The sequence below is a fragment of the Pseudomonas sp. 2,4-D genome, from assembly GCF_030418155.1.
Lineage (GTDB): Bacteria > Pseudomonadota > Gammaproteobacteria > Pseudomonadales > Pseudomonadaceae > Aquipseudomonas > Aquipseudomonas alloputida.
Genome location: NZ_JAUHUI010000056.1, coordinates 1 through 20,355, shown reverse-complemented (window position 1 = coordinate 20,355; position 20,355 = coordinate 1). Strand labels below are relative to the sequence as shown.

Sequence of the window (20,355 nt, the reverse complement as noted above, 5' to 3'; positions counted from 1 at the left end):
CCGGCTTGTGACTGGTAAGTCAGCGTCACCTACATCTTAGTGGCCCGGCAGGAGAATTTTTCTCTCAAGTTGATTGCCTTTGCCGAGCGAGGCAGATAAACATTCCGCATAAACACAAAAAACCGGTGATTTTGTCTTATGCGCAAACTCGATCGTACTGATATCGGCATTCTCAACAGCCTGCAAGAGAACGCCCGCATCACCAATGCCGAGCTGGCACGCTCGGTGAATCTGTCGCCCACGCCTTGTTTCAACCGGGTGCGGGCCATGGAAGAGCTGGGAGTGATCCGCCAGCAGGTGACCTTGCTGTCGCCTGAGGTGCTGGGGCTGGATGTGAATGTGTTTATCCATGTCAGCCTGGAAAAACAGGTGGAGCAGTCGTTGCACCGCTTTGAAGAAGAGATCGCCGAGCGGCCCGAGGTGATGGAGTGCTACCTGATGACCGGGGACCCGGATTACCTGTTGCGGGTGCTGCTGCCGAGCATCCAGGCGCTGGAGCGGTTTCTCGATTACCTGACGCGCTTGCCGGGCGTGGCCAATATTCGTTCAAGTTTTGCCCTGAAGCAGGTGCGCTACAAGACGGCGTTGCCGTTGCCGGCCAATGGCATGACCTTGCGGGAGTAGGGGTGGCCTGTGCCGGCCTCTTCGCGGGTGAACCCGCTCCTACAAGGATCGCACCCACCCGTAGGCGCGGGTTCACCCGCGAAGAGGTCGACACAGGCACCTATATAGGCTGCTTGATATTTTAAACACCCGCAGCCTATGTTGTTGTCAGCCTACAACAACAAGGACAAGCGTCATGAGCACTGCTCAGCTCCAGGGCATCGATGAAATCGAATGCGTCACCCCCGACCTCAACGGCGTCCCGCGCGGCAAGGTGATGACCGCCGACGGCTTCCTCGAAGGCCGTCGCCTGCAGATGGCCCGGGGTGTGCTGCTGCAGTGCATCATGGGCGGCTACCCAGCGGCGAAATTCTACGGCAGTGATGACGGCGACCTGGCACTGGTGGCCGAACCCGGTCAGGTCCACCGCCTGCCCTGGAGCGATGACGGCCGCGCCTTGGCCATCTGCGATGCCAACGAGCTGGATGGCCGGCCCTCGGCATTGTCCACCCGGGGCCAGCTGAAGGCCGTGATAGCCCGCTATGCGGCACTGGGCCTGGCGCCGGTAGTGGCAACCGAGCTGGAGTTCTTCGTCTTTGCCCCCAACACCGACCCGCAGCAACCGTTCCTGCCGCCTGTAGGCAGCGATGGCCGCCGCGAGCTGGGCCATTCGGCGTTCAGTGTCAGTTCCAACAACGGCCTGCGCCCGTTCTTCAAGGAGGTGTACCACTGCATGGCCGCACTCGGCCTGCCACGTGACACCTTCATGCACGAAATGGGTGTCAGCCAGTTCGAGATCAACCTGCTGCACGGCGACCCGCTGCTGTTGGCCGACCAGACCTTCCTGTTCAAGCACCTGCTAAAGGAAGTGGCGCTCAAGCACGGGCTGACCGTGGTCTGCATGGCCAAGCCGCTGGCGCGTACGCCCGGCAGTTCCATGCACATTCACCAGAGCCTGGTCGAGGTCGGCAGCGGGCGTAACGTGTTCAGTGACGAGCAAGGCCTGCCGACAGACACCTTCCACCATTTCATCGGCGGGTTGCAGGCGTGCATGGCCGACTTCACCGCCCTGTTCGCGCCCAACGTCAATTCCTACCAGCGCCTGTGCCACCCCTATGCCTCGCCGAACAATGCGTGCTGGTCCGAGGACAATCGCGCCGCTGGCTTGCGCATTCCGGCCAGTGCGCCGGTCGCGCGACGGGTGGAAAACCGCCTGCCTGGCGCCGATGCCAACCCGTACCTGGCCATTGCTGCCAGCCTGGCCGCCGGGCTGCATGGCATCGAGCAGCGCTTGCAGCCATCGCCAGCCATCCAGGGCGAATTCGAAGTACCCGAACACCTGAGCCTGCCGTGCACGCTGCACGCGGCCCTTGAAAGGCTCAAGCGCAGCACGCTGGCGCGGGAACTGTTCGGCAGCGAGTTCATCGAAGGCTACATTGCCAGCAAGACCCTTGAGCTGAGCGATTTTTTCGACGAGATCACGCCGTGGGAGCGCCGGGTCCTGGCGGCACAGGCCTGAGCGCGACACAACCTGCACCGGGCACGCCCCCGCAGTGCCAAATAGCTGTCGGGGGGGCCTGCGCCAGGCGGTTTTTGCCTTTATGCTGCTAGCACCCAAAACTGCCACCTGACCAGGGAGCTCCACGGGACGTATGCGAAATGTATGGAAGCCGTTTCAGTCGTTGTATTTCGCCGCGCTGATGATGTTGATCGGCTCGGGCCTGCTCAGCACCTACCTGGCCCTGCGCCTGGCTGCCGACCACGTCGACAGCCTGTGGGTGGGTGCGTTGATGGCGGCCAACTACTTTGGTCTGGCGGTTGGCGGCAAGGTTGGCCACCGGCTGATCGGAAGGGTAGGGCACATACGCGCCTATGCTACCTGTGCCGGTATCGTCGGCGCTGCGGTGCTCGGCCATGGCCTGACCAGCTGGCTGCCGGCCTGGGTCGGGCTGCGCGTGATCGTCGGCCTGGGGATGATGTGCCAATACATGGTCATCGAGAGCTGGCTCAATGAGCAAGCCGATGTGAAGCACCGGGGCGCGGTGTTCAGCGGCTACATGATTGCCTCGTACCTGGGGCTGGTGCTTGGCCAGTTGATTCTGGTGGTGCACCCGCAGCTCGGCCCTGAGTTGCTGATGCTGGTGGCAATGTGCTTTGCCCTGTGCCTGGTGCCCGTGGCGATGACCCGGCGTATTCACCCGGCGCCCCTGCGCCCGGCACCGATGGAGCCGAAGTTCTTCATCAAGCGCGTGCCGCAGTCGCTCAGTACGGTTTTGGGCTCGGGGCTGATTGTCGGCTCGTTCTACGGTCTGGCGCCTTTATATGCGTCAAGCCAGGGGATGAGTACCGAGCAGATCGGTCTGTTCATGGGTAGCTGCATTTTTGCCGGCCTACTGGTGCAGTGGCCGCTGGGCTGGTTGTCTGACCGTTATGACCGGGCGGTGCTGATTCGGAGTGTGGCAGTGGGGCTGGCGCTGGCGGCTGCGCCATTGGCAATACTGCCCACTGTGCCGCTGGAGTTGCTGTTCGGTATCGGCTTCCTGATCTCGTTGCTGCAGTTTTGCCTGTACCCGCTGGCGGTTGCCTTTTCCAATGACCACGTGGAAAGCGAGCGCCGGGTATCGCTGACGGCGATGCTGTTGGTGACCTACGGTGTGGGTGCATGCGTCGGTCCGCTGGCGGCAGGGGTTCTGATGAAAGTGCTGGGCGCGCAGATGCTGTATGCCTTCTTCGTATTCTTTGCCTTGGTGCTGGTCTGGCGCATTCGGCCGAAAGCGGTTACCGGCCTGCATCAGGTACAGGATGCGCCGCTGGGCCACGTGGCGATGCCGGCGGCCGGCTCGCCGTTGTCGGCGGCGCTGGACCCGCGGGTGGATGAGCAGACTGTGCAGGACGTGATGCAGGCGCCGGTGGCGGCTGAAGATACCGAGGATGAAGAGAAGGGTGCGCAGCAACAGGCGCCTGAACCTGAAGAGGTCAGCAAGTCGCTGTAGGAGCGGGTTTACCCGCGAAGAGGCCAGCCCAGCAGAAACACAAATGAAAACGCCACCTCAGCAGGTGGCGTTTTCTGTTTTACCGACCGACGATCAATAATCGTCCTTGTCGAACCGCCGCGCCTCACGCTGCAGCTGGTACACGAAACTCTCGATCTTGCGTTGAGCCTGCCCGCTCAGGTTGTGGAAGCGCACGCCGGCAAAGGTAGTGTTGATGCGCTCTTCATAGTGCAGATGACGCAGCTCGACCATGGTGTCCACCAGGCCCAGTGGGTTGCCCGCCTTGAAACGCTCATACACCTGGCCCAGTTGCAAGCGGTCTTCGACATTGCCTTCGAAGCGCAGTTTGCAGCCGGTGGCCGAGATATCCAGCAGCTTGCCTCGCATGGCGCCGTTGCCCTTGAGGTGAGCACCGTCAAGGATGATGTCGACCAGCTGCGATAGCTTCAGCGCGGCGCGGAAGGCGTTGCGGCGCTGGTGGTAGGTCATCTCTTGCGGCAGGGCGCCGCTGTAGCAGCGGTGGCCGTCGACTTCGCTGATTTTAAGCGCGTGATCGCATTCCCAGGCGATGCGTACACCATCGTGGAAACCTTCGACACGGAAGTGCTCGCCGTTCTCGATGAATTTCTCGCCGTCACGGGGGATCATCTCATCCAGTGCGAGGGTGTTGCTTTCGCGGTCCACGTGTACCACATAGCTCTGGAAGCGCTGGCTGCGGTCGTGGAAGGTGATGATCAGGGGGTCGTGGCTTTCCTGCAGCTGCCGCAAGTTGGCCGCAATCTCCAAGGGGGTGCTCAACACCTTGGGTGGTTGCGGGGCATCGGATTCATTGAACACAGCTTATCGTTCTCCAGGCAAAAGCGACACACGCAAGTAACGGCATTTTGCCACTATGTTCTGTGCCTTGATAGAAAAATCACACTTGGCTGAGCGCGCGCGGTTTGGCCAGCGGCGAGGTGCTGCCACGGCTATCGTAGAGCGAAGGCGAATCGCCGCCCTGAAGGATACGGATCTGGTTGTTGGTGACGTGTTGCTGAACCTGGATGATCCGGCCATTGGTCTGGTTGACCTGCTGGCAGTCGTCCATCAGTTGCGACAACATGTCGAGCCGCTGCAGCATCACATCACCATGAGGTGACTGCGCGGCTACAGCCTGCACACCGGTGCGGTCGGCACTCAGGCCCAGGCTGCCGAGCAATTGGCTGCGGCGCTGACCATGCTGCTCGAGCAAGATGATCAACGACTGCTTGCGCGCCAGGATTTGCTCCAGCAGCGGCATGTCGCGGCCATGCAGGGCGATTGCTTCCTTGTGCAGAAGGTCGAGCAATTCCTGCATCGGGGCAATGTCATCTTCGATCAGTTGCAGCAAGGTGGTGTCGTGCATGGCTAACTCTTGGCTTTTCTGGCGTCCGTGAAGTCAGCGCGCCGTACGGTCAGCGCTGGGCTTCGAAATCAAGCAGTTTGCTGGCGACCCGGCCGGCATCGACCTGGTAGCTGCCGTCGGCGATCGCCTGCTTCAACTGGGCCACACGGGCGCTGTTGACTACTGGCTCGTCGCGCAGCTTGTCGCTGATTTTCTGCAACTGCTGTGCCTCTTGGCTGAGGTGTACCGCCTCTCCGCTGGCGCTGGTGTCTTTCACCGCTTCCTGGCTGGCTGCCGGTTTTTCGGCGCTGCCGGACGCGGTGTTGCCGCGCACGCCGCCCGTGACGGACGGAGAGTTATTCAAACGACTGAAGTCGATGACCATGATCAGAAACCTCTGGGTATTTGGACGCTTGCCTTGTTTTCGGCCAACCCGATATAAACTTTAGGCACAAATGCATTGCCGCCTGTCGGCAAGCCCGCGAACCCATGTTCTGACTCAGTTTAGGAAAAGCGGTTCCTCACTGCCAGCGCAATCTGGTGGCTGGCCTACATACTGACCTCGACCTGGCCCGGGCCGGTCACCCTGGCCTTGACCACGCGTTTGGAATTGAGGTTGCGTACCCGGATCTGCTCGCTCAGGCCGCCCTTGCTCAGGGCTTCGCCCGGCATGCGCACACTCAGGCTGCCACTGCGGGCAATGATCACCACCTGGTCACCCTTGCGCACCACCTCGGCCTGTTCCAGGTGTTGCGGGGTGAGCACCTGGTCGATCACCGTGGGGCGCAGCATCTTCATGCCCACCGCCTGGTCCAGCTCGGTCAGAAAGCCCTGGCCCAGGGTGCCGACATCGCGCTCGCGCAGGGCCACGTCACCTTCGCCGACCGTGTTGTCGCGCTTGAGCGGGCGGGTTACCACCACCACGTCGCGGAAAAGTCGCACGGTGGCCGGCACGAATACCGTCCACGGTGCTGCGCCGTTGCAGCGTATCCGTACCGTCACCCGGCCCAGCGGCTGGGCCGGGCTTTCCAGTGAGGCGTCCAGCTGCTGGCTGCACAACGGCATGCGCAGGCGTGGGTCCAGCGGGTTGACCTGGATTTCATAGCGGCCGGCAGTCTGGGTAGTGGACAGATAATCTTCAACGGTGAATTCAAGAAACCCTTGGGTGACACCGATAAGCTGTTCAGGCAAGGTGAACGCGTTCGCCACTGTGCGAGCGCCGGGCATCAGCAGGCACAGCGTGGCCAGCGGGCCAGTCAGCAGGCGTGTCAATCGTCGGGAAAATGTCGTTTTCGTGTGCATGACACTCAAAAAAGCAAAGCCCGTGCCGACTCGCTACCTGAGTTGCAACGAAAGGCTGAAACGTTAAGGAGTCTGGCATGGCGGGTGTTATGGATTCGGTCAACCAGCGCACGCAGCTGGTGGGGCAGAATCGCCTGGAATTGCTGCTGTTCCGCCTCAATGGCGAACAGCTTTACGGCATCAATGTGTTCAAGGTCAGGGAAGTACTGCAATGCCCTGCGCTGACCCTGCTGCCCAAGGCGCACCCTGTGGTGCGTGGCGTTGCCAATATTCGCGGGGCGACCATCCCGATCCTCGACTTGTCGATGGCCACCGGGTTGCGGCCGTTGCAGGAAGATACACGCAACAGCTTCGTGATCATCACCGAGTACAACACCAAGACCCAAGGCTTCCTGGTGCATTCGGTGGAGCGCATCGTCAACATGAACTGGGAAGAGATCCATCCGCCACCCAAGGGTACCGGCCGTGATCACTACCTCACTGCGGTCACCCGGGTGGACAACCGCATGGTCGAGATCATCGACGTGGAGAAGGTGCTGGCCGAAGTGTCGCCGTCGTCCGAGTCGGTATCGGCCGGTGTGATCGATGCCGAAGTGCAGGACAAGGCGGTGTTGATGCGGGTGCTGACCGTCGACGACTCGTCGGTTGCGCGCAAACAGGTCAGCCGTTGCCTGCAGACCGTAGGGGTCGAGGTGGTGGCGCTCAATGATGGCCGTCAGGCGCTGAACTACCTGCGTCAGCTGGTGGATGAGGGCAAAAAGCCGGAAGAAGAGTTCCTGATGATGATCTCGGACATTGAAATGCCGGAAATGGACGGTTATACGCTAACCGCAGAGATTCGCAGCGATCCGCGCATGCAAAAATTGCACATCTGCCTGCATACTTCGCTTTCCGGGGTGTTCAACCAGGCAATGGTCAAGAAGGTCGGTGCCGATGACTTCCTGGCCAAGTTCAAGCCGGACGACCTGGCCCAGCGGGTGGTCGACCGGATCAAGGCAGCGCATTGAAGCAGCCGGGGGCATGCCCTCCGGCACCAGTGATTGAAAAGAGGCGGCAGTAGTGTCTACGGGTAATTTGGATTTCGAACAGTTCCGGGTCTTCCTGGAGAAAGCCTGTGGCATCCTGCTGGGCGAGAATAAGCAGTACCTGGTTTCCAGCCGTCTCAACAAGCTGATGGAACAACAGGGCATCAAGAGCCTGGGTGAGCTGGTGCAGCGCATTCAGGCCCAGCCGCGCGGCGGTTTGCGCGAGCAGGTGGTCGATGCCATGACCACCAACGAGACCCTGTGGTTTCGCGACACCTACCCCTTCGAGGTGTTGAAGAACAAGGTGATCCCCGAGTTCATCCGCAACAACCCCGGCCAGCGCCTGCGCATGTGGTCGGCGGCCTGTTCGTCGGGGCAGGAGCCGTATTCCATTTCAATGGCGATCGACGAGTTCGAGCGCAGCAACCTCGGCCAGTTGAAGATGGGGGCGCAGATCGTCGCCACCGATCTCTCCGGCACCATGCTGACCAACTGCAAAACCGGCGAATACGACAGCCTGGCGATTGCCCGCGGCCTGTCCCAGGAACGCCTGCAGCGCTACTTCGACCCCAAGGGTCCGGGGCGTTGGGCGGTCAAGCCAGCGATTCGCAGCCGTGTCGAATTCCGCTCGTTCAACCTGCTCGACAGCTATGCCAGTCTGGGCAAGTTCGACATCGTGTTCTGCCGCAATGTGCTGATCTATTTCTCGGCGCAGGTGAAGAAGGACATCCTGCTGCGCATTCACAGTACCCTCAAGCCAGGTGGCTACCTGTTCCTCGGCGCCTCGGAAGCGCTGAACGGCTTGCCGGACCATTACCAGATGGTGCAGTGCAGCCCGGGGATCATCTACCAGGCCAAGTAAGCACGAAGGCCGGTATCGAGAGATGCCGGCCTTTTTGTTTGCCTATCCGCTGTTCCTGCCGAGATTCCCGTAGGAGCGGGTTTACCCGCGAAGAGGCCGGCCCTGCTGGCCAATCTCCACCCGCCGTTCAGCGTTGTCGCCGCCACCGTATTCGCGGGTGAACCCGCTCCTACACAGATTGGTGGTGGACACACCTCGGAGGTTGGACACAGCCCGCCGTAGGAGCGGGTTCACCCGCGAAGAGGCCCGCACAGGAAAACACTGACGTCAATTTTTTGGTTTGCCGCTTTTGCCGCCCATCAATTGCCGCTTTTGTCACCTCAGGCGGAAGGCCTTTGCCGCTTTTCTGGCATCAATCTGACAGTACTGCGCTGCAAAACCCCATAAATACGGGCTTTCCAGTGGTTGGCACAGCCCTTGCTATACCTTGCTCAACGAAATTCCGGTCAACCTCTGAAGGTTTCCCCGACATGAGCATCAGTTTCGACAAGGCGCTTGGTATCCACGAAAAGGCCCTGGGCTTCCGCGCCCAGCGTGCCGAGGTGTTGGCCAACAATATCGCCAACGCCGACACGCCCAATTACAAGGCGCGTGACATGGATTTTTCTTCGGTGCTCGCCGCCGAGACCAGCAAGCAGCAAGGCGGCCGCTTCGCCATGGACCGTACCAACAGCCGGCACATCGAAGCCGAAGGCCTCGCCATCGCGGCTGACGATACCCTCAAGTACCGCACGCCGCTGCAGCCGTCGATCGACCAGAACACCGTGGATGCGCAGATCGAGCAATCGAACTACACGGAAAACGCGATTGGCTTCCAGGCCAGCTTCACCTTGCTCAACAGTAAATTCAAAGGGCTGGTTTCCGCCCTGCGGGGAGAATGACCATGTCCCTTTCCAGTGTCTTCAATATTGCCGGTAGCGGCATGAGCGCACAGAACACGCGTCTGAACACCGTGGCGTCCAACATCGCCAACGCCGAGACCGTGTCTTCGAGCATCGACCAGACGTACCGCGCCCGCCACCCGGTGTTCGCCACCACCTTCCAGAATGCGCAGGCCGGCAGCAGCCAGTCGCTGTTCGAAGACCAGGGCGAGGCAGGGCAGGGCGTGCAGGTAAAAGGCATCGTCGAAGACCAGAGCACTCTGGAAGCACGCTACGAGCCGAACCACCCGGCGGCGAACAAGGACGGCTACGTCTACTACCCGAACGTCAATGTGGTCGAGGAGATGGCTGACATGATCTCCGCCAGCCGCGCGTTTCAGACCAACGCTGAACTGATGAACACGGCCAAGAACATGATGCAGAAAGTGCTGACCCTGGGGCAGTGATAGGAAGCCGACATGACCACCACCAATTCCACTACAGACGTCGGTAGCGCATACCTGACCTCGCTGCAGAAGCAGACGTCCAAGACTGACAGCTCTACCGGCGCCGCCGGCAGCGCGTTGGGCAAGGACGCGTTCCTGCAGTTGCTGGTCACCCAGATGCAGAACCAGAACCCGCTCGACCCGCAGGAAAACGGCGAGTTCGTAGCCCAGTTGGCGCAGTTCAGCAGCCTGGAAAGCATGCAGTCGCTGAACGACGCAGTGACCTACATCGCGGCTGGGCTGCAATCTTCCCAGGCCTTGCAGGCCTCCTCGCTGGTCGGGCGCAACGTCATTGTCCAGACCGATAAGGCTGTGGTCGATACCAGCAAGGACATGAAGGGCTCGGTCAACCTGACGTCGTCCAGTACCTCCACCTCGGTGGGGATCTACGACAAGGACGACAAGCTGGTGCGCACCATCGAGCTCGGTACCCAGAAGGCTGGCAGCATCGACTTTACCTGGGATGGCCTGAACGATGACGGTGAAGTCGCGGCCGCCGGGACCTACACCTTCAAGGCCACCGCCTCGATCGATGGCAAGGCCACGGCCATGACCACCAACCTGCCGGCCTCGGTTACCAGTGTGACCATGGGTAGCAACGGTTCGGAGATGACGCTCAACCTGGCCGGGCTGGGCAGTGTTGCGCTTTCCAAAATTCAAAGCATCGGCATCTAGGGCCTGAGCAAAACGACAGGAGTTACACATGTCTTTCAATATCGGCCTTAGCGGCCTCTATGCAGCAAACAAGGCCCTGAACGTTACCGGCAACAACATTGCCAACGTTGCCACCACTGGCTTCAAGTCGTCGCGTGCCGAGTTCGCCGACCAGTACTCCAACTCCATTCGCGGCACCAGCGCAGGCAAGACCGTGATCGGCACCGGGGTAAAGACTGCCGCGGTTTCGCAGCTGTTCACGCCAGGCAATATCAACGCCACCGGCCAGGCGCTGGACATGGCTATCGATGGCAACGGCTTCTTTGCCCTGAACGATAACGGCTCGAAGATCTACACCCGTGCGGGCGCTTTCTACAGCGACAAGGCCGGTTATGTGGTGAATGCTTCGGGTGCCAACCTGCAGGGTTATGCGGTCGGCGAGGATGGCAAGATCATCCAGGGCATCCTGACTGACCTGCAGATCGATACTTCCAACCTGACGCCGAAGCCGACCAGCCTCATCACCGAGAAGATCAACCTGAACTCGGCCGCGACCTCCCCGTCGGTGACGCCCTTCGATCCCACCAATGCCAGTTCCTACAACTTCACGTTCAATACCCCGGTGTACGACAGCCAGGGTAATGAACACCAGATGAATCAGTACTTCATCAAGGACGACGCGACCAATACCTGGTCCATGCACACCACTATCGATGGCCGCAACCCGGCCAATCCGGCTTCCACCACGCCGCTGGTCAACGCCGTGCCGTTCAAGTCCGATGGTACGCTGGACAAGGATGCAATGACTGCGGGTGATGTCGCGGGCGGCCTGAGCATTGGCGAAGACAAGATCTTCCAGCTCAACGACTGGATCCCGGCGCAGAAGAACGCCGCTGGAGAGTGGTCGGCCAATGGCGCCATCGCCAACGCGGACGGTGTGAAGCTGGACATGCTGGGTGCCACCCAATACAACGCGTCGTCCGCAGAAATCGCCAAAACCCAGGATGGCTTCGCCACCGGTGAGTTGTCGGGGCTGAGCATCGACCAGAACGGCTACCTGTTTGCCAGCTTCACCAACGGCAAGGACAAGGTGATCGGCCAGGTGGCGATTGCCAACTTCGCCAACCTGCAGGGCTTGACGCCGATTGGCGGTACAAACTGGAAAGAGTCCTACGCCTCGGGCGTGCCGGTGATCGGCGCTCCGGACACCGGTACCCTCGGCCAGATTTCCGGTGGTGCCCTGGAAGACTCCAACGTCGACCTGACCGGCGAACTGGTCAACCTGATCAAGGCGCAGAGCAACTACCAGGCCAATGCCAAGACCATTTCCACTGAAAGCACCATCATGCAGACCATCATTCAGATGACCTGATGATTGTTTTTGCTTTGGGTGTTTGTAATTGGGGCCGCAAAGCGGCCCCAAGAATGTGAAGGTTCACGCGAATGAAGCGGCTGTCGTTACTGGCCTTGTTCCCCTTGCTGGTGCTGGTTCTGCCGGCCCCCGCTGCCCCCGCCCCGTTCTATCAATGGCAAAGCCTGGTCACCGGCCGCTACCTGTGTTCGGCCCACAACCCGGGCAAAGGCTGGGTGCGCCACTCTGGTCCCTACAACAACGCCGCCTGCCGCGCCCATTAAGCAAGCCCTTGCCGCAGGCGGCAAACATCCGCCGACAAACTGACGGTTATTGCCCCTTGCCGCGCTGAAAGCCCCGTAAACCGGGTGTTTCAGACTTGGTTCAATTATTGCTTGGAACCTGCCCAGTGACAGCGCGGCAGCTACGCGCAGAGGAGAAACTGTGGACAAGTTGCTTTATGTGGCCATGACCGGCGCCAGCCAGAACGCGCTGGCGCAGAAGGCCCACGCCAACAACCTGGCGAACATTTCCACCAACGGTTTTCAGCGCGACCTGGAGCAGGCCCGTTCGATGCCGGTGTTCGGTGACAGCTTTCCGGCGCGCGCCTTCGCCATGACCGAGCGCCCGGCCACCGACTTCAGTGAAGGCCCGTTGGTCGAAACTGGCCGCGACCTTGACGTCGCGGTGACCGGCAAAGGCTTTGTCGCCGTGCAGGCGCCGGATGGCAGCGAAGCCTATGTGCGTACCGGTAGTCTGAACATCGATGCCCTCGGTGTGCTGCGTGCCGGCAATGGCATGCCGGTGATCGGCAACGGTGGCCCGATCGCCATCCCGCCGGAGCAGAAAGTGGAAGTGGGTGCCGACGGCACCATCAGCATCCGCTCCATGGGTGAAGACCCGCGGGTGATGGCCGAGGTCGACCGCATCAAGCTGGTCAACCCGGACACCAAAGGCCTGACGAAGGGCCTGGACGGTCTGATCCATACCACTTCCGGCCAGCCGGCCGATGCCGACGTCAACGTGCGGGTGGTGGCTGGCTTCCTGGAAGGCAGCAATGTCAACGCTGTCGAGGAAATGACCTCGGTGCTGGCGCTGTCCCGCCAGTTCGAACTGCACGTCAAGATGATGAATACGGCCAAGGAAGGCGACGAAGCCATGGCTCGGGTTTTGCAAATCGGCTAATCACTTTTGAACGGGTGCCGTAAAACAGGCGCACGAGGAGAACTCACATGCTTCCGGCTCTTTGGGTCGCTAAAACCGGCCTGTCCGCTCAGGACACCAACCTGACGGTCATTTCCAACAACCTGGCCAACGTCTCGACCACCGGCTTCAAGCGTGATCGCGCCGAATTCGCAGACCTGCTCTACCAGATCAAGCGCCAGCCTGGTGCCCAGTCGACCCAGGACAGCGAGCTGCCCTCGGGCCTGCAGGTCGGTACCGGTGTGCGTATCGTGGGCACCCAGAAAAGCTTCGTCGCCGGCAGCCTGCAAACCACCGAAAACCCGTTGGACATGGCAGTCAACGGTCGCGGTTTCTTCCAGGTTCTGCAGCCGGACGGCACCGTGTCGTACACCCGTGACGGCACCTTCCACCTGAACTCCGATGGCCAGATCGTCACCGCCAACGGCTACGCCCTGGAACCTGCCATTGTCGTGCCTAACGACGCCCAGACCTTCACCGTAGGCCAGGACGGCACCGTGTCGATCACCACCGCCGGCAACCCGGCTGCACAGGTGATCGGCAACATCCAGACCGCCGACTTCATCAACCCGGCCGGCCTGCAGGCGATCGGTGACAACCTGTTCCTCGAGACCGCCGCCAGTGGCGCACCGCAGGTCGGCACCCCAGGCCTGAACGGTTTTGGCACCACCTTGCAGCAGACGCTGGAGAACTCCAACGTCAGCACCGTGGAAGAGCTGGTGAACATGATCACCACTCAGCGTGCCTACGAGATGAACTCCAAAGTCATTTCCACGGCCGACCAGATGCTGTCGTTCGTTACTCAACAGCTCTAAGCCCTGTCACTCAGCTGCGCCCGTGAGGTAAGTGTCATGAATCGTCTGTTGTCCGTTTTCGCCCTGGGGGGGGCGGTGTTGCTGGCAGGTTGCGTCGCACCGACGCCCAAGCCCAACGACCCGTACTATGCGCCGGTGTTGCCGCGCACCCCGTTGCCGGCAGCGGCCAACAACGGTTCGATCTACCAGGCCGGTTTCGAGCAGAACCTGTACAGCGACCGCAAGGCGTTCCGGGTGGGTGACATCATCACCATCACGCTCAATGAGCGCACGTCCGCCAGCAAGAACGCGGGCTCGCAGATCGCCAAGACCAGCAAGACCGACATCGGCCTGACTTCGCTGTTTGGTAGCACGCCCAACACCAATAATCCGTTCGGTGGCGGCGACCTTTCGCTGGAGGCCGGTTATAGCGGCGATCGCGCGACCAAGGGCGACAGCAAGGCCACCCAGGGCAACACGCTGACCGGTTCGATCACCGTCACCGTGGCCGAGGTGCTGCCCAACGGCATCATCGCCGTGCGCGGCGAGAAGTGGCTGACCCTGAACACCGGCGAAGAGCTGGTGCGCATTGCCGGCATGGTTCGCGCTGACGATATCGCCACCGACAACACCGTGCCGTCCACCCGTGTGGCCGACGCGCGCATCACCTACTCCGGCACCGGTTCGTTCGCCGATGCCAGCCAGCCCGGGTGGCTGGACCGCTTCTTCATCAGCCCGCTTTGGCCTTTCTGAGTACGGATGACCATGTTCAACGTGAGGCAGCTGATTGCCACAACCCTGCTTTTGTCCTGCGCCTTCGCTGCCCAGGCCGAGCGCCTGAAGGACATTGCCAGCATTTCTGGCGTACGTTCCAACCAGTTGATTGGTTACGGCCTGGTGGTGGGCCTCAATGGCACGGGTGACCAGACCACCCAGACGCCGTTCACCCTGCAAACTTTCAACAACATGCTGTCGCAGTTCGGCATCAAGGTGCCGGCCGGTTCCGGCAACGTGCAGCTGAAGAACGTTGCCGCAGTGTCGGTGCATGCCGACCTGCCACCGTTCGCCAAGCCGGGCCAGGTGGTGGACATCACCGTGTCGTCGATCGGTAACTCGAAGAGCCTGCGCGGCGGCAGCCTGTTGATGACCCCGCTCAAGGGTATCGACGGCAATGTCTACGCCATTGCCCAGGGCAACCTGGTCGTGGGCGGCTTTGATGCCGAAGGTCGTGACGGCTCGAAGATCACTGTCAACGTGCCGTCGGCCGGTCGTATTCCGGGTGGTGCCAGTGTCGAGCGTGCGGTGCCGAGCGGCTTCAACCAGGGCAATACCCTGACCTTGAACCTCAACCGCCCCGACTTCACGACCGCCAAGCGCATCGTGGACAAGGTCAACGACCTGCTCGGCCCTGGCGTGGCCCAGGCCGTGGATGGTGGTTCGGTGCGAGTCAGTGCGCCAATGGACCCAAGCCAGCGCGTGGATTATCTGTCGATCCTCGAAAACCTCGAAATCGACCCGGGCCAGGCGGTGGCCAAAGTCATCATCAATTCGCGTACCGGCACCATCGTCATCGGCCAGAACGTCAAGGTGTCGCCGGCGGCGGTCACCCACGGCAGCCTGACCGTGACCATCACCGAAGACCCGATCGTCAGCCAGCCGGGGGCCTTCTCCAATGGCCAGACTGCCGTGGTGCCACGCTCGCGGGTCAATGCCGAGCAGGAAGCCAAGCCGATGTTCAAGTTCGGCCCGGGCACCACGCTGGATGAAATCGTCCGCGCGGTGAACCAGGTGGGCGCAGCGCCCGGCGACCTGATGGCAATCCTCGAAGCCTTGAAGCAGGCCGGCGCCTTGCAGGCCGACCTGATCGTGATCTGAGGACGGCGCGGATGAATATCAAAAGCCAGGTATCCGGTAGTGCCGACAGCGGCGCCTATACCGACCTCAACCGCCTGAGTGCCCTCAAGCACGGCGACCGCGACAGCGAAGCCAATGTGCGTAAGGTGGCCCAGGAATTCGAGTCGCTGTTCATCAGCGAAATGCTCAAGGCCTCGCGCAAGGCCAGTGACGTGCTGGCCGACGACAACCCGATGAACACCGAAACGGTCAAGCAGTACCGTGACATGTACGACCAGCAGTTGGCCGTGAGCATGTCCCGCGAAGGTGGCGGCATCGGCTTGCAGGACGTACTGGTGCGCCAGCTGACAAAGGGCCGCAGTGCAACGGCCAATACCAGCCCGTTCCCGCGCGTCGATAGCGGTGGCCCGGCATTGTGGGGCAACAAGGTGGCGGAGCCAGCACATGCCATGGCCTCGTCCGCTACGCGCAATGACGTTGCTGCACTCAACGCGCGGCGCCTGGCCCTGCCCAGCAAACTCACCGACCGCCTGTTGGCCGGTATCGTGCCGTCGGCGGAAACTGCCAATAACGCCGCCGTGCCTGCCCGTGACGGTCAGCCAGTCGCCAAGGCCTTCGCCGTGCCGGACAACGGCCTGCGCATTGTCGGCCGTGCCGTGGCCCAGCCACCGCTGGCGCCGAACAAGGCTTTCAGCGACAGCGACGCCTTCGTCGCCACCATGCTGCCAATGGCCGAACAGGCCGCCCGGCGCATTGGTGTCGACCCACGCTACCTGGTGGCCCAGGCCGCGCTGGAAACCGGTTGGGGCAAGTCGGTGATGCGCAACAGCGACGGCAGCAGCAGCCACAACCTGTTCGGCATCAAAGCCACCGGCAGCTGGCAAGGCGAGCAGGCGCGGGCGATCACCAGCGAATTCCGCGATGGCCAGTTCGTCAAGGAAACCGCGGCGTTCCGCAGCTACGACTCCTACCAGGACAGCTTCCACGATCTCGTTACCTTGCTGCAGAGCAATGCTCGCTATCAAGGTGCGCTGGATGCGGCCGATAACCCTGAGCAGTTTGCAAGAGAGCTGCAAAAAGCAGGTTATGCGACCGACCCGGGCTATGCGAAGAAAATCATCAGCATCGCCCAGCAAATGCAGTCAACCCCGCAATACGCCATGGCTGGCAGTACCACGAACTTATAAAAGGACTAAATCATGTCGAGCCTGATTTCCATCGGCCTGAGTGGCCTGAGTGCCAGCCAGGCGGCCTTGTCGGTAACCAGTAACAACATCGCCAACGCCGCGACCAGTGGCTACTCGCGCCAGCAGACGGTTCAGGCGGCGGGGCCTTCGCACAACATAGGCGCAGGGTTTCTGGGTACCGGGACCACGCTGGCGGATGTGCGTCGCATCTACAGCTCCTACCTGGACAACCAGCTGCAGACGGCCACCTCGTTGCAGGCAGACTCGCTGACGTTCCAGGATCAGATCACCAGCGTCGACAAGCTGCTGGCTGACCGTGACACCGGTATCAGCTCGGTCCTTACCGCCTTCTTTTCGGCGCTGCAGACTGCAGCGGCGAAGCCGGGTGACGTTGCCTCGCGTCAGTTGCTGCTGACCCAGGCGCAAACCCTGAGCAACCGTTTCAACGCGGTGAGCACCCAGCTGACCCAGCAGAACGCCACGATCAACTCCCAGCTCGACACCATGGCCGGCCAGGTGAACAAGCTCACCGCCAACATTGCCGAGTACAACAAGCAGATCACCGCGGCCAGCGCCTCCGGCAACACCCCCAACAGCCTGCTGGATGCGCGCAGCGAAGCCGTGCGCCAGCTCAACGAGCTGGTAGGGGTGACGGTGCAGGAGCGTGATGGCAACTACGACGTGTACCTGGGCAGTGGCCAATCGCTGGTCACCGGAACCAAGGCCAACACCTTGTCGGTGGAGCCGGGTGTGGCCGACAAGAGCCAGGTTGCCCTGCGCATCAACTATGACTCGTTCAGCTCGGACGTGACCTCGGTGGTGTCCGGGGGCGCCATTGGCGGCCTGTTGCGTTATCGCCAGGACGTGCTGACGCCGTCGATGAACGAGCTTGGTCGCGTTGCCCTGGTCGTCGCCGACAGCATCAATAGCCAGCTGGGTCAGGGCCTGGATGCCAACGGCCAGTTCGGCAGCTCGCTGTTCTCCAGCATCAACAGCGCCACTGCCATTGCCCAGCGCAGCCTGGCCTCGTCGAACAACAGTGCCGGCTCCGGCAATCTGGATGTCACCATCGCCAACAGCGGTGCGTTGACCACCTACGACTACGAGGTGAAGTTCACCAGCGCCAACCAGTACAGTGTGCGCCGCTCGGACGGCACCGACATGGGCAGCTTCGACCTGAATGCCGACCCGGCACCGGTGATCGATGGTTTCAGCCTGGCGTTGAAAGGCGGCGGCCTGGCGGCCGGCGACAGCTTCAAGGTCATCCCTACCCGTGCAGCTGCCGGGAGCATTACCACGACCTTGACCGATGCCAACAAGCTGGCCTTCGCCGGGCCCATCAGCGCTACCTCGGGCAGTGGCAACAGCGGTACTGGCACCATCACCCAGCCGACCCTGGGCGAGTCGCTGGACATCTACGGCGGTGCCGATACCGCGCTGATCCAGCAGTCGATTCGCGATTCGATGCCTGTGCGCGTGGTGTTCGACGCTGCCAGCGGTGGCTCCCAGGGCTACAAGCTGTTCGATGCCAAGGGTACCCAGATTGGTACCGGCAGCGTGGTGCCAGGTACCGACAACAAACTGTCGGTGACCGTGCCGATGCTCGATGCGGCCGGCGACCCGATTCTGGATGGCAGCGGCAACCCGCGCACGTTCGCCGTCGAGACCACCATCGGCGGCAGCCCTGCGGCCAATGACAGTTTTACCCTGTCGTTCAATGCCGACGGCAAGGCCGATAACCGCAACGCAACGGCGCTGCTCGACCTGCAGACCAAGTCGACGGTGAATACCGGTTCCGGTGGCGGTACCAGCTTCACTTCGGCCTACGCCTCGCTGGTCGAGCGCGTGGGTGCCAAGGCGAACCAGGCGTCCATCGACAGCACCGCGACCGAGGCGGTGCTCAAGTCCGCCAGCGAAAGCCGCAGCGCGGTGTCCGGGGTCAACCTGGATGACGAAGCGGCCAGCCTGGTCAAGTTCCAGCATTACTACACGGCGTCCTCGCAGATCATCAAGGCGGCGCAAGAAACCTTCAGCACCCTGATCAACGCTTTGTAAGGAGAAGACTATCGTGCGTATTTCCACTGCTCAGTTCTATGAGGCCAGCGCCAGTAGCTACTCCAAGAACTTCTCCAGCATGAACAAGACCAACGACCAGGTGACGTCGGGTATCCGTATCCAGACCGCAGCCGATGACCCGGTCGGTGCTGCGCGACTGCTGCTGCTGCAACAGCAGCAATCGTTGCTGGACCAGTACAGCGGCAACATCAACACCGTGAGCAACTCGCTGTTGCAGGAGGAGAGCGTGCTCTCCACCATCAACGAGGCCATGCAGCGCGCCAGCGAGTTGGCGATCCGTGCCGGTGGCGCCGGGGTGACCGATTCTGACCGCGTGGCCATCGGCACCGAGCTGAAAGAGATCGAGGCCAACATCTTTGGCCTGCTCAACTCGCGCGATGCCAACGGCGACTACATGTTCGGAGGCTCCAAGAGCACCACGCCGCCCTATGTGCGTAACTCCGATGGCACCTATAGCTACCACGGCGACCAGACCCAGCTGAGCCTGCAGGTATCCGATACCCTGAGCCTGGCCACCAACGACACCGGTTTCAGCATCTTCGACTCGGCCAGCAACAAGAGCCGCACCCAGTCGACCCTGCTGGTGCCGGCGACTGACGATAGCGTGGTCGGGGTGTCGTCTGGTCTGCTGGCCTCGAGCACCACCTACAACAACAGTTTCACGGCAGGCCAGCCCTACAAGCTGACCTTCACCAGCGCGACGCAGTACACCATCACTGACGCCAACGGTAATGACATCACCTCGGAAACGCCCACCAACGGTACCTTCGACAGCAAAACCGAAGGTGCCAACAAGATTGCCCTGCGTGGCGTGGAGTTCGAAATAACCGTTACCTTGGAGGAGGGTGCCGATGCCGACGCCGCCGTGGGCGGGCGCGAGTTCTCTCTGGAAGCACGCCCGGATTCGTTCAATACCACCCGAAATGGCAGCAACACCTCCAGCGCCCAGGTCACCAGCAGTAGTGTGACTGATGAGGCCGCCTATCGCAGCACGTTCCCCAGTGATGGTGCGGTGATCAAGTTCACGGGGCCGGGTGCTTACGAGTTCTATGCCCAGCCGCTGACGGCCGACAGCAAGCCGGTCGCCAAAGGTACCTTTACGGCGCCGTCGTTGACGGTGGCCGGGGTGACCTACCAGGTGTCCGGTTCGCCGGAGGCAGGCGACCAGTTTGCGGTCACGGCCAATACCCACCAGAACCAGAACGTGCTGGAAACCCTCAGCCAACTGCGGGCGGCACTGGAAACGCCGGTGACCGGTGCTGGCGCGGCGAATGCGCTGAAAGATGCGGCGGCCTCGGCCATTGCAAACCTGGCCAGTGCCCGTGAGCAGGTCGATATCACCCGTGGTTCGATCGGTGCTCGCGGCAACTCGCTTGAGATTCAACGCCAGGAGAACACCAGCCTGGGGCTGGCCAACAAGACCACCCAGAACGCCATCGGCAACACCGACATGTCGCAGGCGGCCATCACTCTGACCTTGCAGCAGGCCATGCTGGAGGCCTCGCAGCTGGCCTTCTCGCGTATTTCCCAGCTGAGCCTGTTCAACAAGCTCTGATCTGCGTGCCTGTTCCTGGGGCTGCTGTGCAGCCCTGTCGCGACACAAGGCCGCTCCCACAGGTCCTCCTCTCTCCTGAAGGTGGCGTATTTGGACTGCCCCCCAAAAGTTGGACAGTTTTAAGCTGCAGCCTGAGCCCTGTATTCCACAGGGCTCAGGCCATTGAG

At 61.5% G+C, this 20,355-nt stretch carries 21 protein-coding genes; 17 read left to right on the top strand and 4 right to left on the bottom strand.

Annotated features, from left to right (window positions below; all coding sequences use genetic code 11):
- Nucleotides 1-138: 138 nt before the first annotated feature.
- The 3 genes from bkdR to QYE47_RS25240 all read left to right on the top strand — a co-directional run bounded on the left by bkdR (nucleotide 139) and on the right by QYE47_RS25240 (nucleotide 3,596).
- Nucleotides 139-624 carry a Bkd operon transcriptional regulator BkdR gene (gene bkdR / locus QYE47_RS25250; protein ID WP_003254485.1) on the top strand — a complete coding sequence of 162 codons (486 nt, stop codon included), beginning with the start codon at nucleotides 139-141 and terminating at the stop codon, nucleotides 622-624.
- 256 nt (nucleotides 625-880) lie between these two features.
- Nucleotides 881-2,122, top strand: a complete 1,242-nt coding sequence (locus QYE47_RS25245) for a glutamine synthetase family protein (protein WP_167665923.1) — start codon at nucleotides 881-883, stop codon at nucleotides 2,120-2,122.
- Between the two features lie 133 nt (nucleotides 2,123-2,255).
- Nucleotides 2,256-3,596 (top strand): MFS transporter, encoded by a 1,341-nt coding sequence (locus QYE47_RS25240; RefSeq protein WP_014590118.1) that lies wholly within the window; start codon nucleotides 2,256-2,258, stop codon nucleotides 3,594-3,596.
- A gap of 93 nt (nucleotides 3,597-3,689) precedes the next feature.
- Here QYE47_RS25240 and QYE47_RS25235 read toward each other — a convergent pair whose 3' ends face one another.
- The 4 genes from QYE47_RS25235 to flgA form a co-directional block, all read right to left on the bottom strand.
- Complete coding sequence (locus QYE47_RS25235; RefSeq protein WP_012051591.1) at nucleotides 3,690-4,433, bottom strand: flagellar brake protein; 744 nt, start codon at nucleotides 4,431-4,433, stop codon at nucleotides 3,690-3,692.
- Nucleotides 4,434-4,512: 79 nt separating this feature from the next.
- On the bottom strand, nucleotides 4,513-4,980 hold the full coding sequence (locus QYE47_RS25230; RefSeq protein WP_010955106.1) for a flagella synthesis protein FlgN: 468 nt from the start codon (nucleotides 4,978-4,980) through the stop codon (nucleotides 4,513-4,515).
- A 49-nt stretch (nucleotides 4,981-5,029) separates the two neighbouring features.
- Nucleotides 5,030-5,344: a flagellar biosynthesis anti-sigma factor FlgM gene (flgM, locus tag QYE47_RS25225; protein ID WP_003254479.1), complete on the bottom strand. Its 315-nt coding sequence runs from the start codon at nucleotides 5,342-5,344 to the stop codon at nucleotides 5,030-5,032.
- 164 nt (nucleotides 5,345-5,508) lie between these two features.
- Nucleotides 5,509-6,261: a flagellar basal body P-ring formation chaperone FlgA gene (gene flgA, locus QYE47_RS25220; protein ID WP_041166865.1), complete on the bottom strand. Its 753-nt coding sequence runs from the start codon at nucleotides 6,259-6,261 to the stop codon at nucleotides 5,509-5,511.
- 77 nt (nucleotides 6,262-6,338) lie between these two features.
- Here flgA and QYE47_RS25215 point away from each other — a divergent pair, with 77 nt between their 5' ends.
- The 14 genes from QYE47_RS25215 (at nucleotide 6,339) to QYE47_RS25150 (ending at nucleotide 20,188) form a co-directional block, all read left to right on the top strand.
- Nucleotides 6,339-7,268, top strand: coding sequence for a chemotaxis protein CheV (locus QYE47_RS25215; RefSeq protein WP_010955104.1), 930 nt, complete (start codon nucleotides 6,339-6,341; stop codon nucleotides 7,266-7,268).
- Between the two features lie 52 nt (nucleotides 7,269-7,320).
- Nucleotides 7,321-8,148, top strand: coding sequence for a protein-glutamate O-methyltransferase CheR (gene cheR, locus QYE47_RS25210; RefSeq protein ID WP_004575768.1), 828 nt, complete (start codon nucleotides 7,321-7,323; stop codon nucleotides 8,146-8,148).
- A gap of 470 nt (nucleotides 8,149-8,618) precedes the next feature.
- Complete coding sequence (gene flgB / locus QYE47_RS25205; protein ID WP_012051595.1) at nucleotides 8,619-9,029, top strand: flagellar basal body rod protein FlgB; 411 nt, start codon at nucleotides 8,619-8,621, stop codon at nucleotides 9,027-9,029.
- A 2-nt stretch (nucleotides 9,030-9,031) separates the two neighbouring features.
- Entirely contained in the window at nucleotides 9,032-9,475 is a 444-nt protein-coding gene (gene flgC / locus QYE47_RS25200) for a flagellar basal body rod protein FlgC (RefSeq protein WP_003254469.1), read from the top strand.
- 12 nt (nucleotides 9,476-9,487) lie between these two features.
- Complete coding sequence (gene flgD, locus QYE47_RS25195; protein ID WP_014590121.1) at nucleotides 9,488-10,189, top strand: flagellar hook assembly protein FlgD; 702 nt, start codon at nucleotides 9,488-9,490, stop codon at nucleotides 10,187-10,189.
- 28 nt (nucleotides 10,190-10,217) lie between these two features.
- The gene (gene flgE, locus QYE47_RS25190; protein ID WP_014590122.1) at nucleotides 10,218-11,540 is read left to right on the top strand and encodes a flagellar hook protein FlgE; all 1,323 of its coding nucleotides are present in this window, start codon (nucleotides 10,218-10,220) and stop codon (nucleotides 11,538-11,540) included.
- A gap of 71 nt (nucleotides 11,541-11,611) precedes the next feature.
- Nucleotides 11,612-11,803, top strand: coding sequence for a hypothetical protein (locus QYE47_RS25185; RefSeq protein WP_003254464.1), 192 nt, complete (start codon nucleotides 11,612-11,614; stop codon nucleotides 11,801-11,803).
- Between the two features lie 160 nt (nucleotides 11,804-11,963).
- The gene (gene flgF, locus QYE47_RS25180) at nucleotides 11,964-12,704 is read left to right on the top strand and encodes a flagellar basal-body rod protein FlgF (RefSeq protein ID WP_014590123.1); all 741 of its coding nucleotides are present in this window, start codon (nucleotides 11,964-11,966) and stop codon (nucleotides 12,702-12,704) included.
- Nucleotides 12,705-12,751: 47 nt separating this feature from the next.
- Nucleotides 12,752-13,537, top strand: a complete 786-nt coding sequence (flgG, locus tag QYE47_RS25175) for a flagellar basal-body rod protein FlgG (RefSeq protein ID WP_003254462.1) — start codon at nucleotides 12,752-12,754, stop codon at nucleotides 13,535-13,537.
- A gap of 36 nt (nucleotides 13,538-13,573) precedes the next feature.
- On the top strand, nucleotides 13,574-14,269 hold the full coding sequence (gene flgH / locus QYE47_RS25170) for a flagellar basal body L-ring protein FlgH (RefSeq protein ID WP_003254461.1): 696 nt from the start codon (nucleotides 13,574-13,576) through the stop codon (nucleotides 14,267-14,269).
- Nucleotides 14,270-14,275: 6 nt separating this feature from the next.
- Nucleotides 14,276-15,391 carry a flagellar basal body P-ring protein FlgI gene (locus QYE47_RS25165; protein ID WP_003254458.1) on the top strand — a complete coding sequence of 372 codons (1,116 nt, stop codon included), beginning with the start codon at nucleotides 14,276-14,278 and terminating at the stop codon, nucleotides 15,389-15,391.
- Nucleotides 15,392-15,402: 11 nt separating this feature from the next.
- Nucleotides 15,403-16,557: a flagellar assembly peptidoglycan hydrolase FlgJ gene (gene flgJ / locus QYE47_RS25160; protein WP_014590124.1), complete on the top strand. Its 1,155-nt coding sequence runs from the start codon at nucleotides 15,403-15,405 to the stop codon at nucleotides 16,555-16,557.
- Nucleotides 16,558-16,569: 12 nt separating this feature from the next.
- Nucleotides 16,570-18,612 carry a flagellar hook-associated protein FlgK gene (gene flgK, locus QYE47_RS25155; RefSeq protein ID WP_014590125.1) on the top strand — a complete coding sequence of 681 codons (2,043 nt, stop codon included), beginning with the start codon at nucleotides 16,570-16,572 and terminating at the stop codon, nucleotides 18,610-18,612.
- Nucleotides 18,613-18,625: 13 nt separating this feature from the next.
- Nucleotides 18,626-20,188, top strand: coding sequence for a flagellar hook-associated protein 3 (locus tag QYE47_RS25150; protein ID WP_014590126.1), 1,563 nt, complete (start codon nucleotides 18,626-18,628; stop codon nucleotides 20,186-20,188).
- Nucleotides 20,189-20,355: the final 167 nt, after the last annotated feature.